The sequence below is a fragment of the Streptomyces sp. NPDC048018 genome, assembly GCF_043202995.1.
Classification (GTDB): Bacteria; Actinomycetota; Actinomycetes; order Streptomycetales; family Streptomycetaceae; genus Streptomyces.
On the sequence record NZ_JBIDBK010000003.1, the window covers coordinates 264260 to 277120 of the forward strand.

9 protein-coding genes are annotated in these 12861 nt (G+C 73.0%); 7 read left to right on the top strand and 2 right to left on the bottom strand.

Translation table 11 applies throughout. The annotated features are described in order from the left end of the window. Window positions 1-160 precede the first annotated feature (160 nt). Window positions 161-1015 carry a hypothetical protein gene (locus ACGF1Z_RS12535; protein WP_393002902.1) on the bottom strand — a complete coding sequence of 285 codons (855 nt, stop codon included), beginning with the start codon at window positions 1013-1015 and terminating at the stop codon, window positions 161-163. A gap of 1053 nt (window positions 1016-2068) precedes the next feature. Between ACGF1Z_RS12535 and ACGF1Z_RS12540 the strand changes: the two genes are divergently transcribed. The 4 genes from ACGF1Z_RS12540 to ACGF1Z_RS12555 all read left to right on the top strand — a co-directional run bounded on the left by ACGF1Z_RS12540 (window position 2069) and on the right by ACGF1Z_RS12555 (window position 6341). Continuing rightward, the gene (locus ACGF1Z_RS12540) at window positions 2069-2881 is read left to right on the top strand and encodes a class E sortase (RefSeq protein WP_393002904.1); all 813 of its coding nucleotides are present in this window, start codon (window positions 2069-2071) and stop codon (window positions 2879-2881) included. A gap of 316 nt (window positions 2882-3197) precedes the next feature. Further along, on the top strand, window positions 3198-4298 hold the full coding sequence (locus ACGF1Z_RS12545) for an NADH:flavin oxidoreductase/NADH oxidase (protein ID WP_393002906.1): 1101 nt from the start codon (window positions 3198-3200) through the stop codon (window positions 4296-4298). A 469-nt stretch (window positions 4299-4767) separates the two neighbouring features. Further along, on the top strand, window positions 4768-5163 hold the full coding sequence (locus ACGF1Z_RS12550) for an iron chaperone (RefSeq protein WP_393004143.1): 396 nt from the start codon (window positions 4768-4770) through the stop codon (window positions 5161-5163). 137 nt (window positions 5164-5300) lie between these two features. Continuing rightward, complete coding sequence (locus ACGF1Z_RS12555; protein ID WP_393002908.1) at window positions 5301-6341, top strand: LacI family DNA-binding transcriptional regulator; 1041 nt, start codon at window positions 5301-5303, stop codon at window positions 6339-6341. Window positions 6342-6425: 84 nt separating this feature from the next. Here the strand turns inward: ACGF1Z_RS12555 and ACGF1Z_RS12560 are convergent, their stop codons facing one another. After that, a complete protein-coding gene (locus ACGF1Z_RS12560) occupies window positions 6426-9200 on the bottom strand; it encodes a glycosyl hydrolase (protein ID WP_393002910.1) in 2775 nt (924 codons plus the stop codon). Window positions 9201-9519: 319 nt separating this feature from the next. Here ACGF1Z_RS12560 and ACGF1Z_RS12565 point away from each other — a divergent pair, with 319 nt between their 5' ends. The 3 genes from ACGF1Z_RS12565 (at window position 9520) to ACGF1Z_RS12575 (ending at window position 12795) form a co-directional block, all read left to right on the top strand. Next, complete coding sequence (locus ACGF1Z_RS12565; protein ID WP_393002912.1) at window positions 9520-10824, top strand: extracellular solute-binding protein; 1305 nt, start codon at window positions 9520-9522, stop codon at window positions 10822-10824. 118 nt (window positions 10825-10942) lie between these two features. After that, on the top strand, window positions 10943-11890 hold the full coding sequence (locus tag ACGF1Z_RS12570; RefSeq protein ID WP_393002914.1) for a carbohydrate ABC transporter permease: 948 nt from the start codon (window positions 10943-10945) through the stop codon (window positions 11888-11890). Continuing rightward, entirely contained in the window at window positions 11887-12795 is a 909-nt protein-coding gene (locus ACGF1Z_RS12575; protein ID WP_393002916.1) for a carbohydrate ABC transporter permease, read from the top strand. The genes ACGF1Z_RS12570 and ACGF1Z_RS12575 overlap by 4 nt, the downstream gene beginning before the upstream one ends. Window positions 12796-12861: the final 66 nt, after the last annotated feature.

Sequence of the window (12861 nt, forward strand, 5' to 3'; positions counted from 1 at the left end):
GCCCTCAGGGACGCACCGGACCGTCGATGGACGACTCCGTCGATGGACGGAGTCGTCCATGAGTCGTCCTGAGTCGTCCCTGGACGAAGTGCGCGGGGCCGAGGGTGCGGTGCCACGCCCTTTCCGGACCGTTCGGGGCCCCAGGAGAAGGCCGCGGGTGTTACGTCCCCTCGGGCTTCTCCAGGTCCGGGTTCCGCGCTTCGCGTGCGGCCAACTCGGCCGCCCGGCGCGCCTTGGCCAGGGCGGCCTCCGCGCCCTTCACCGCCTTCCCCGCGCTCGCGGTGGCGGCCTTGGCCTCGTGCGCGGCGCCGCGGGCCTGCGCCAGCTCGTGCTCCAGGGCCGCCAGGCGGTCGGTCGCCGCCGTCTCGTGCGCCTCCGCACTCCGGCGAGCGGTCCGCGCCTCGGCGAGCTCCTGTTCCCGCCGACGTACCTCGTCCTCGGCGGCCTTCGCCCGGGCGCGGGCGAGCGCCCGGTCCTGCCGCGGCTCCGGGGCGGACGGTGCGGCCCGCTTCCGGCGGGCGGGCGGGGAGGCCGGGGCCACGGCCGTGAAGTCGACCGCGGCCTCGGGCACCCTCACCAGGCGTCCGCGCACCCACGTCTCGGCGGTCTCGGGGTCGGCGAGCACGCTGCGGAGGGTCTGGTCGATCTCGTGGAGCACCGTGTCGCCGACGGTCTGGCCCTCGTCGCGGGCCAGCCCGGCGGCGGTCCGGGTGAGGGCTCCGACCAGCTGGTTGCGCTGCCGGCTCGCTGCGCTCAGCTGCTCCGCGTCGAGCGTGCGGTGGGCCTCGCGGAGGGTCTCGCCGATCTCCAGGAAGCGTCGGGCCTCCTCCGGCCTCCGCCGGGCCAGCAGGTTCGCCGCCCATGCCGCGACCGTCGGCCGCCGCAGCGCGGACACGACCTTCGCCGCTTCCTTGTCCCCCGCCTTGCGCGCCTCGGCGGCGTACGCGTCCCGCGCCGCCACGAACTCGGTCGGCTTGAGTCCGTACAGCTCGTCGGCGACTTCCTCGACATCCACCGCTCCACTCTGCGGGGCCGGCGACGGCGGTGGCGGTGTGGAGCGCCGGATGCCCGTTCCGCTCACCCGCACGGGCGGCGGCCGCCCGCGCGGCTCCGCGCCGTGGGGCGGTGCGCCCTTCCACCGCGGTGTGTCCGAGCGACGAGGCGGGCGGTGTCGGGCTTTCCGGCCCCTGGGCCGACGGTCCCCCGTCGGCCGGGAAACACGGACCACGCCGACCGGCTGGTGACCGGCGGGCGGTGACGACTCCGGCGGGAAGCCGGAGGGTCACCGATCCCGCCCTGACGACCGATGAAGCCGGCAGGCGGGTCGAATCCGTTCTCGGTTACGGCCTCGCCGATCGACGCGACGCGGTGCGTCGCTGCGCGTCCACCTGTCCCTGGAGGCCGCGCCGCGCTGACACCGCCCGAACCCGTACCCGTAGGCCGCCGGCGTCCGCGCGGATACGGCCGCCCGGCGCCAGGCGGCCACGTCACGGGAGCGCGCGCCGAACGCCTGCCACGCCCGGAAGGGGAGCCCGAAGCCGGCGGCGTGATCTGGGCGAGCGCCTTGGCGGACGTGCCGAGAGCCGGGGGCCAGACCGGGGCGTCGGCGTCCTTCCGCCCCTCCCGACCCTCGCGGGCCATCCGTACGCCACGGTGGCCCGCGCAAGGGCGGATCGCCGCGCCCTGCCGGTACCCACTCTCGGGCCCGGGGCGCAGTCGGCGACCTCGTACGCCGCCCGGTCCACCCCGAAGGCACTCGGCGGAGGCGGCCGTGGCCGGCGGTCCCGTACGACTCCGCCGGCCACGACCACCATGGCCACCACCGGCGGGACGGCCGGCGTCTCCAGGAGTCGACCGGCGGCGAGCTCGGCGGTCATGAGGAGCACGGTGGTCGTGGTGAGCAGGTACTCGACCCCGTGGGCAGGCGGTCGTTTCCGCTGCCCCGTGCTCAGCCGCCCACGTGGGCGCACCCCGGGCACGCGAGGCCGCGGCGCCCGGTGCAGCGGCTTCACGTAGCGTGGAGGTGTCCGGGTGCCGCAGCAGAGCAGTGATCGGACGGTGGTGCCGCATGAAGCACTCCCAGCGAGTCCGCTGGGCCGTCGCGGCCGTCGCGGCCGTGGCCGCTGCGGTGATCGGCGTGCTGGTGGGGTCCTCCTCTCCCGCCGGCGTGGACACCGGCAGATCCGTCGCCCCCGCGCCGTCGCGATCGTCCCGGCCGCCCTCCCCCGAGCCCCCGGCCGGCACCGTCCCCCCACCCCGCCCCGCCCTGGCGCAGCAGGCGACGCCCCCGGTCGCGCCGACGCCCCCTTCTCCTCCCGCCCCACCCACCACGCCGGCCGCCCGGCTCGCAACGGCCGAACTGGACATCCCCTCCATAGGTCTCGCGCAGCTGCGCGTCGTGCCGTACGAGGGGACGACGGACGACCGGGCCGGGACACGGATACAGGACCGCGGCGTGGCGGCGAGCCCCTACGGGGAGCGGGGCGGCGTCGGGCCGGGCGAGGTCGGGAACTACCTCGTGACGGCGCACCGGCTCTCCGCGGGCGGACCGTTGAACAAGCTGCCGGCCATGCGTGAGGGCGACCGGATCTACGTGACGGCGAACGGCCAGGTGTACGAGTACCGCGTCGTCGACACGCGGACGACCTCCTTCCGGTCCGCGCGCTCGCTGGCCGAGCAGCGGGCCGCCGTGCCCGGTGCGCCAGGCGAGCGGCCCACCCGGGCGATGATCACGCTGTCGACCTGCGCGACGCCGGAGGACAACGCCAAGGGCAACTTCTGGCGCGACGCCCAGGGGAACCCCGAGCATCGGATCGACAAGATCGGGGTGCTCGTGTCGGCCCGGCCGGCGACGCAGCCCTCAGGACAGGGACCTGGCTAGATCCGGCCCCGACCCCGGCCCCTGCTCCCGCCCGCACCCCTGCCCCGCCACGGCCTCTGCCTCTGCCTCTGCCGCTGCCTCCGCCTCCGCCTCCGCCAAGCCGCCACCCTCACCATCACCATCACGGCCACCGCCACGACCCCGGCCCCGGCAACCGCCCACCACCGCGACGCGATTACCTCCCCCTGCCTCTACCCCGCTAGCGAAAATAAAGCGCGCGTGCAATTATCTGCATGTGTTCACGCTGCACCGTGGCGCCGATCTTCGGCGCCTCCCTTGTGAACCCACCGCCACGACGCGCCCCAAGGAGTCCGGGATGAGTTCCCTCTTCGCCCCCTTCACCCTCAGGTCCCTCACCTTCCCGAATCGGGTCTGGATGGCGGCGATGTGCCAGTACAGCGCCGCCCCGGACGGCGACGCGATCGGCGCCCCGACCGACTGGCACTTCGCGCACCTCGCCGCGCGGGCGACCGGCGGGACCGGGCTGATCATCACCGAGGCCACCGCCGTCAGCCCCGAGGGGCGGATCAGCCCGTACGACCTCGGCATCTGGAACGACACCCAGGTCGCGGCGTTCCGGCGCATCACCGAGTTCCTCACGTCGCAGGGCACCCGGGCCGGCATCCAGCTCGCGCACGCCGGGCGCAAGGCGTCGACCGAGCGCACCTGGGTCGACCGCGGGCGTCCGCTCGCCCCCGACGAGACGCACGGCTGGACGCCGGTCGGCCCGAGCGCCGTCGCCTTCTCCGAGGAGTCGACCGTCCCCGACGAGCTCTCCCAGGAGCGCATCCGCGCGATCGTGAAGGAGTTCGGGGACGCCGCCGAGCGTGCGCTCGCGGCGGGCTTCGAGGTGGCCGAGATCCACGGCGCCCACGGCTACCTGGTCCATCAGTTCCTCTCCCCGTACAGCAACCACCGCACCGACGAGTACGGCGGCTCCTTCGAGGGCCGGAGCCGGTTCGCCCTGGAGGTCGTCGACGCCGTTCGCGCGGTGTGGCCCGAGGAGCTGCCCGTCTTCTTCCGCATCTCCGCCACCGACTGGCTCAGCGAGAACCCGGGTGACGGCCGCGAGGGCTGGACCGCCGACGACACCGTCCGGTTCGCCAAGGAGCTGCAGGCCCGCGGCGTGGACCTGCTGGACGTCTCCACCGGCGGCAACGTCCCCGACGCCAAGATCGAGGCCGGTCCGCACTACCAGGTCCCGTTCGCCGAGCGGGTCCGGAACGAGACGGGACTGCCGGTGGCGGCCGTCGGCCTGATCACCGAGCCGGCCCGCGCCGAGGCCGTGGTCGCCTCCGGCCAGGCCGACGCGGTCCTCCTCGGTCGCGAGCTGCTCCGCAACCCGTACTGGGCCCGCCAGGCGGCGGAGGAGCTCGGCGCCGAGGTCGCCGGACCCGTGCAGTACCACCGCGCATGACGCTCGGAGGCGCGTCCCGGGGCCCTCGCCCCGGGACCCGCCTCCGCCGTCTCACCCCCGCCCCGGGACGCGCCTCCGCCGTCTCGCCCCCCACCGGGACGCGCCCACCTCATGACGCCCCCGGCCCCTGGATGCGCCCGCGTCGTCCCACCCCCCCCACCCCCTCGCGCCCTCCCTCCCCCTCCCGCCCACCTCTCCACGACCCCGGACAGGTGGGCCGGGGGCCCTGATCCGGACCACGCCTCGCCGCCTCCCCTGCCCCACCCACGGCACGCGCCTCACGGACGGTCAGTTTCCGAGAAGCCCCGGGCCGCCCCTTCTCCCTAGCATGGGAGCCATGACGGAGACGAAGAAGACCGCGGCGCAAACCGCCCCGCAGGCCACCGGCGAGGCCCCGGCGAAGACCGCGAAGCGCACCGCCCGGACCGACACCGCCGCCGACAGCTTCACCGCCGAGGAGCGGAGCGCGATGAAGGAGCGCGCCAAGGAGCTCAAGGCGGCCTCGCGGCGCACTTCGAGCGCGGACAAGGCCGCCGCCGCGGAGGCCGATCTGCTCGCCAAGATCGCGGAGATGCCGGAGGCGGACCGCGCCCTCGCCGAGAAGGTGCACGCCATCGTCAAGGAGAGCGCGCCGTCGCTCGCCCCCAAGCTCTGGTACGGCATGCCGGCGTACGCGCGCGACGGTAAGGTCGTCTGCTTCTTCCAGAGCGCCGACAAGTTCAAGTCCCGTTACGCGACACTCGGGTTCAACGATCCGGCGCAGCTCGACGACGGTGCCATGTGGCCCACCGCCTTCGCCCTCACCGCCCTCACTCCCGAGATCGAGGCGCGCATCGGCGCCCTGGTCAGGACCGCGGCGGGCTGACGGGGCGGGCTTGCCGCGGCCGGCCGCCCGACTGCCTCTTGGGAGCGCTCTCAAGGCTCGATATCCTGGGCGGGCCCACCGGACCCGACACCGCGGCGCAGCCGACCGCACCGCCGCACCATCCGAGGAGTCCCGCCTTGACCGAGCCGAGCACGGGGTCCCGCCCCACGCTGGAAGCAGTCGCCGCGCGTGCCGGCGTGTCACGGGCCACCGCCTCCCGGGTCGTCAACGGCGGTGCGGGGGTGCGCGCCCCGCTGGTCGAGAAGGTGCGACTGGCGGTCGAGGAGCTGGGGTACGTGCCGAACCAGGCGGCACGCACGCTGGTGACCCGGCGCAACGGGGCGGTGGCCGTGATCATCGCGGAACCCGAGTTCCGGATCTTCTCCGACCCCTTCTTCGAGCAGCAGGTGCGGGGCATCAGCCGTGAACTCGCCGCGCACGACTCGCAGCTCGTGCTGCTCTGGGTCGAGGGGCCCGAGGACCACGAGCGGATCGCGCGGTATCTGGGCGGCGGTCATGTCGACGGTGCGCTGGCGTTCTCCCTGCACAACGACGGCGAGCTGGCGGCGCTGATCCGCCGGGCGAGGATCCCGACGGTGTTCGGCGGCAGGTCGGCGGCGGGGCAGGACGTCGCGGTGCCGTACGTCGACTGTGACAACCGCGGCGGTGCCCGCGCGGCCGTGCGCCATCTGGTGTCGCTCGGGCGGCGGCGGATCGCGCACCTCGCCGGCCCGCGGGACCTGATGGCCGCGCTCGACCGGCTCGACGGCTACCGCGACGTGCTGGCGGACGCCGATCCGGCGCTCGTCGTCCCGGGCGACTTCACCGAGGCGAGCGGCGCCCGGGCCATGGCCGAACTCCTCGACCGCTGCCCGGACGTGGACGGGGTCTTCGCCTCGAACGACCTCATGGCCTCGGGCGCCCTGCGGACGCTGCGGGAGCGCGGCGTACGCGTTCCCGAGGACGTCGCGGTCGTCGGGTTCGACGACATGCCCTCCGTGGTGCGGGACTGCGAGCCGGCGCTGACCACCGTGCGCCAGGACATCGAGGGCATGGGCAGGCTGATGGTGAGGCTCCTGATGCGGGTGCTGGACGAGGCGGGGGACGGGACGGACGGCGGCGCGACGCCCGAGTCGATCGTCACTCCCACCGCGCTGGTCCGGCGGGCCTCGGCCTGACGTCCGGCCGCGCCCCCGCCGAGGGGTGTGGCGGCCGTCGCGCGGGTGCGCGACGGCCGCCCTGGGGACTGCTCGGCGGGATGGTCAGCTGTACGGGATGACCACGACCGAGGTGTTCGTGCCCGTCTGGAGCTGTGACGCGCCGTTGCCGATCGCGCTCCACACCTCCAGGCGTACCGTGCCGTTCACGAGGTCGCCGAGGGTGCCGGTGGCCGAGCGCAGGCCGCGGGTGTGGGCGTACTCCTCCCAGCCGGAGACCGGGTCGGTGGCGAAGTACTGGTAGGTCTCCGTCCGGTCGAAGGTGCCGTCGCCCGTGAGGTCGTAGCTGATCCTGGCCTGCTGGCCGAGGCCGACGACGGTGCCCGCGTCCATCTGGAGGCGGAAGGCGGTGGCCGCGCCGGGGGTGAGGGTGCCGTGGACACCGCGGATCTCGTAGACGAGCGGCTTGTACGGGGTGCCGTCGTGGTTGGCGCCGTCCGCGGAGGGGACCGTGTCGCTCGCCGCGGTGCCGCCCGTGGCGGTGGTCAGCGCGCCGCCGGAGCGCAGCTGGAAGGTGTTGCCCGTCGGCGGCACGGGGTCGGGGCCGGAGCCGCCGGTTCCGGTGCCGGTGGCGGTCGAACGGGCGGGCACCGTGAGGGTCTTGCCGTCGGAGAAGGTGACGGTGCGGGCCGTGCTGCCGTAGTTGTGGGCGGCGTAGGTGCGGGTCGTGCCCTTGGTGAAGACGGCCGAGGTGGGCAGGTCGCCGGTGACGGTGGCGTCGGGGGCACCGAGGGCGTCGAGGGCGCTGATCCAGTGGTAGGTGTGGGCCTTGGACTCGCCGGCCTCGGGAGTGTAGGCGGCGTTCCCCGCGTCCCACTTGGCCTTGGCCGCGGCGGGGTCGGCGAGTGACTGGAACTCCCACAGGATGTCGCGCCATTCGACGGCGGGGCCGCCGTTCTCGCGTTCCATCTCGGCGATGTTGCGGCGGACGGCGTCCTTGCGGGCGGCGAGGTGGAGCGAGCCGCCGCCGGTCACGGGCAGCACGTTGATGCCGTGGATCTCCTCGGGGTTGGCCGTCCACCAGGTGGAGTAGGCGGCGCCGCTCCCCCAGACCATGCCGACGGTGTCATGGCCGAAGGAGCCCGGGAAGACCTGCTGGTCGGCGTCGAACCAGTACTGGGCGATCGACTCCGCCTCGGTGGTGAGGAGGTAGGTGCCGAGGTCGCGCAGCGTGGTGTCGCCGGTGGCCGAACCCCAGAGGACGAGGGCGGCGCTGAGGTTGGTCGACTCGGAGGACGATTCCTGGTTGTTGCCGGCGGCGAAGCCCTGGTGGCCGGAGGCCCAGCTGTGTCCCGCGTAGACGTCGAAGCCGCGCAGGAAGGGGAAGGCGGCGTCGGTGCGGGCGGGGTTGGCGGTGTCGCGGATCAGGGTCCTGACCATGCCGCCCCAGGCGGAGTCGGCGGCCCAGGCCGGGTCGTACTGGGCGACGACCGCCGCGGCGTAGACGTAGTAGCCGTAGTGGAAGTGGTGGTCGTTGAGCTCGGTGTCGCTGCCGTAGGAGGCGGGGTAGCCGATGAGGGTCTTCCAGGCGGGGTCGTACGAGAACTCGTTGGCGCCGCCGGCCGTGAGCCAGTCCTGGAGTCGCCCCTTCGTCAGGCCGAGCAGCTTGTCGCGGGTCGCGGTCGCGCCGATCCGGTCGGCGATCGGGACGAGCTGGGCGAGCTTGCCGAGGGCCTTGCCGGTCCAGTAGGTGTCGACGGCGCCGGAGAAGGGGTCGGAGGAGTTCGCGACCTCGTCGAGGTAGGCGCGGAGCCGGGCCGGGTCGGTGCCGCCGGCCCCGGGCAGGGCGGGCAGCACGGCCGAAGCGGGCTGGGTGGTGGTGAAGGAGGCCGCCTCACGGACCTTCATGGTGCCGCGGGGCGACACGTACGTGTAGCCGGTGAGGGCGTCGGCGGTGTGGAGCCACTGGTGGCGGTAGAGCGCCTGGAGCGTGCCGCGTTCGGTGCCCTCCTTGGCCTCGGTGGTGAGGGTGTAGGTGGCGCGGACGGTGCCGCCGGTGTAGCTCCAGTTGACGGTGGAGCCGGTGACGAAGCTGAAGGCGTACTTGCGGAAGGTGGCGAGGGCGTCGGTGGAGGGCAGGACGGCGACGGAGAAGTAGTCCTTGCCGCCGAGACCCGCGGTGATGCTGCTCCCGGCGACGGTCCAGTCGGTGCCGGCCGGGGCGAACAGGGCGTAGTGGTGACCGGCGACGGTGATGCCGAGGACGTTGCCCTGGTCGGCGAAGACGGTGGGTGCGGCGGCGGTGGTGATCTGGGCGTTGCCGCCGGTGCCCTTGGCGTACACGAAGGGGCTGCCGTGGCCGATGGTGGTGCGCAGGGTGCGGGTGCCGTCGGACCAGTAGGGGGTGACGGTCCAGTCGGACCAGGCGTCGGCCTTGGTGTCGGGCGAGTTGAGGCCGCTGAGGCCGATGGTGAGGTCGCGCTTGTGGGCGTACTCGTACTGGCGCCCGTCGCCGACGATCTGCGGGCTCGTGGGGTAGCCGACGTCGAGGCCGCCGGCGGTGGCCTGGTAGGTGAGGGGGTGGCCGTACATGGGGGTCGAGTACGGGTTGTCCCCGTAGCGCTGGAAGGCCAGTGAGGACCACCAGTCGTTGGTGGGGACCGGCTTGCCCTGGGCGGCCGGGGTCACCTTGGGGGTGACGGGCGTGCCGGTGTTGGTGGTGGGTCCTGAGGTCCCTGCGGGGCGGCTGTCGGAATAGCTCCCGGAGCCCACGGGGATGGTGGCGGCGGCCGCCGGGGACGCGGCCGGGACGAGGCCGACGGCGGCCAGGGCCGTGGCCATGACCAGCGCGGCGGCCGGTCTGTTGCGGGGGGCGGGCATGGACGGCACCTCGTGTCACTCGTGTCATCACGACGGATTGGGGTGTGTCTGCGCGTGATCCGGAGCGTGAGAGCGCTCTCAGATGCTGGGGAACGTAAAACTCCTGAAACTTCGCTGTCAAGAGATCACGCAACGGGCCGAGTTGGGTGCAGCTCACACGGACTCGGCCGCGAATCCAAGCCGTTACGCCTTCGAGTCTTGACGGGAAGGACACCTGGCGGGCACGCTCCAGTCGCATCGTTGAGAGCGCTCTCAAGCTGTGGTCCGCGTCTCTCCTCGACGTACTTCTCTCTCCGCTCCGAAGCCAAGGGAGGCTTCCATGCCCATCGCCCGAGCCGCCAAGAGGGCCGTCGTCCGTCTGGGGGCGGTCGCGCTGGCCGGGGCCCTGCTCGCCGCCTGCGGAGGCTCGTCGGACGGGACCTCGTCCGACAGTGCGGGCGGCGACGTCACCGTCACCGTCGATCTCTTCGGCTCCTTCGGCTACAAGGAGGCCGGGCTCTACGCGGAGTACGAGAAGCTCCACCCCGGCGTGAAGATCAAGCAGACCGACACCGAGGACGAGGCGGACTACTGGAAGTCGCTGCAGACCCGGCTCGCCGGCGGTGGCGGCCTCGCCGACATCCAGGCCGTGGAGGTCGGCCGCATCGCCTCGGTCACGCAGGAGCAGGCGGAACGGTTCGAGGACCTCCGGACGTACGGTGCAGACAAGCTCAAGAGCCGCTTCGCCGAGGCCAAGTGGGCGGCGGGCACCGGACGCGACGGTGAGGTCCTCGCCCTCGGCACCGACGTCGGCCCCGAGGCCCTGTGCTACCGCACCGACCTCTTCCGGCAGGCCGGGCTGCCCACGGACCGCGAGGAACTCGCCAAGAAGTGGACGACCTGGGACGGCTATCTGGAGCTCGGCAAGCAGTACAAGGCGAAGGCCCCGGCGAACAGCGCCTGGATCGACACCGTCGGCAGCCTGTACTCGATCATGATCGGTCAGGAGAAGGAGCGTTACTACGACGCCTCCGGCAAGCTGATCTGGGAGACGAACCCGGCCCTGAAGACCGCCTGGGACACCTCGGTCCGAGCGGCGCAGGACGGACTGAGCGCCAAGCTCGACCAGTGGTCGCCGCAGTGGAACCAGGCCTTCGCCGCCGGTTCCTTCGCCACCCTCCCCTGCCCGGCGTGGATGCTCGGCTACATCAAGGGCCAGGCCGGTGACGCCGGCAAGGGCAAGTGGGACGTCGCGACGCTGCCCGGCGGCGCCGGCAACTGGGGCGGCTCGTATCTCGCGGTCCCGAAGGCCGCCCGCCACAAGAAGGAGGCCTACGAGCTGATCGAGTGGCTCACCGCCCCCGAGCAGCAGGCCCGGCTCTTCGAGAAGAACGGCAACTTCCCCTCGGCCACCGGCGCCATCGACAAGGCCGCCGGCGCCAAGGACCCGTACTTCTCCGACGCCCCCATCGGGCGCATCTTCGGCGACGCCGCGAAGGCCGCCCCGGTGCAGGTGCTCGGCTCCCACGACCAGAACATCGCCCAGCAGATCACCAATGCGCTGAGCGAGGTCGAGCGCAAGGGAACAGCGCCGGAGAAGGCGTGGGAGAACGCGCGGAAGGGTGTCGCCAACACGATGGGCTGATGCCGCGGGGCGGCGCCCCGGCGCCGCCTTCGCGTCTCCGCCCCCCCTCCGGGCCGGCACCTCGTCGACCCGGAGACTCCTCCCCCGCCCCGGCACCGACTCACCCCAAGGGCCGCCCGTGACCCTCGTCTCGCCCGCGAAGCCGATCGCACCGCCCCGACCGCCCGCGCTCCGGCGCGCGTGGCGGAAGGCATCGCCGTACGCCTACATCGCCCCCTTCTTCACGCTCTTCGCCGCGTTCGGGCTCTTCCCGCTGGTCTACACGGCGTTCGTCTCGCTCTACCGGGTCGAACTGCAGACCCCCGGCGACATGGAGTGGCGGGGCCTCGACAACTACACCGCACTGTTCACCGACGAGTTCTTCTGGACCTCCCTGCGCAACACGTTCACCATCGGGGTGCTCTCCACGGTCCCGCAGCTGCTCATGGCCCTGGGCCTGGCGCACCTGCTCAACTACCGGCTGCGCGGCCGCACCTTCTTCCGCACGGCGATGCTGCTGCCGTACGCGACCTCCGTCGCCGCGGCGACCCTGGTCTTCGCCCAGCTCTTCGGCCGCGACTTCGGGCTGGTCAACTACGCGCTCGGGCTGGTCGGCATCGACCCGGTGGACTGGCAGACGGGCACGGTCGCCTCGCAGGTCGCCGTGTCCAGCATCGTCGTCTGGCGCTGGACGGGCTACAACGCGCTGATCTACCTGGCGGGCATGCAGTCCATCCCGCACGAGCTGTACGAGGCGGCGGAGATGGACGGGGCGTCCCGGTGGCGGCAGTTCTTCCACGTGACGCTGCCGGGTCTGCGCCCGACGATCACCTTCACGGTCGTCGTGTCCACGATCGGCGCGACCCAGCTCTTCGGTGAGCCGCTGCTCTTCGAAGGTTCGGTCTCGGGCGGCATCGCGCACCAGTACCAGACACTCGGCCTGTACCTGTACGAACAGGGCTGGGGCTTCTTCCACCTGGGGCGCGCGGCCGCGATCGCCTGGGTCATGTTCCTGCTCATCCTGATCGTCGTCGGCGCCAACGCCCTGCTCGTACGACGTCGTTCGTCCAAGGAGGCCGGCCGATGACCGCGCTCGCCGACGCACCGGTGGACCACCCGGCGGACACGGGGTCCACCGCGCCTGCGGGGCGCCGCCACCGGTCCCGCGCGGGCCGCACGATGCGGGGCGGGAAGCTCGCGTACGCGTTCCTCACCGTCGCGGTGCTCGTCTCCGCGTTCCCGTTCTACTGGACGATCGTCGCGGCCAGCCGCTCCAACGCCGAACTGGCGCAGGTGCCGCCCGCGCTCCTGCCCGGCCGGCACCTCATGCGCAACTTCGAGGCGGTGATGGAGGAGGCCGACATCGGCAAGGCGCTGATCAACTCGCTCATCGTCTCCGGCTCCATCACCGTGGGCACGGTGCTGTGCTGCACGCTCGCCGGCTTCGCCTTCGCCAAGCTGCGGTTCCGGGGGCGAGGCGCCCTGCTCGCGGTCACGGTCGGCACGATGATGATCCCGCCCCAGCTGGGCGTGATCCCGCTCTTCATGCTCATCGCCGAACTGCAGTGGGCCAACCAGCTCCAGGCGGTGATCCTGCCCGGCCTGGTCTCCGCCTTCGGCGTCTTCTTCATGCGCCAGTACCTCGTGCAGTCGCTCCCGGACGAGCTGATCGAGGCGGCCCGGGTCGACGGCGCGTCCACCGCCCGGATCTTCTGGTCGATCGTGGTCCCGATCGCCCGGCCCGGGATGGCGGTGCTGGGTCTGCTGACCTTCATGGCCGCCTGGAACGACTTCTTCTGGCCCATCGTCGCCCTCAGCTCCTCCGAGCCGACGGTGCAGGTCGCCCTGCGCCAGCTCGGCGGCGGATACGTCCACGACCAGTCCGTGATCATGGCCGGCACCCTGCTCGGCACCCTGCCGGTCCTGCTCGTCTTCGGCCTCCTGGGCCGCCAGATCGTGGGCGGGATCATGCAGGGCGCGGTGAAGGGCTGAGCCGGAATCGGGGCCCTGGCCGGGGCCCGGGGGGCCGGTGCCCGGGGCCGGTGCCCGGGGCCGGCG

What these genes read in the sequence shown, in the direction of transcription:
- ACGF1Z_RS12540 (WP_393002904.1), top strand. Translation starts at nt 2,069, where the DNA reads ATGAAGCACTCCCAGCGAGTCCGCTGGGCCGTCGCGGCCGTCGCGGCC.
- ACGF1Z_RS12545 (WP_393002906.1), top strand. Translation starts at nt 3,198, where the DNA reads ATGAGTTCCCTCTTCGCCCCCTTCACCCTCAGGTCCCTCACCTTCCCG.
- ACGF1Z_RS12550 (WP_393004143.1), top strand. Translation starts at nt 4,768, where the DNA reads ATGAAGGAGCGCGCCAAGGAGCTCAAGGCGGCCTCGCGGCGCACTTCG.
- ACGF1Z_RS12560 (WP_393002910.1), bottom strand. Translation starts at nt 9,200, where the DNA reads ATGCCCGCCCCCCGCAACAGACCGGCCGCCGCGCTGGTCATGGCCACG.
- ACGF1Z_RS12565 (WP_393002912.1), top strand. Translation starts at nt 9,520, where the DNA reads ATGCCCATCGCCCGAGCCGCCAAGAGGGCCGTCGTCCGTCTGGGGGCG.
- ACGF1Z_RS12575 (WP_393002916.1), top strand. Translation starts at nt 11,887, where the DNA reads ATGACCGCGCTCGCCGACGCACCGGTGGACCACCCGGCGGACACGGGG.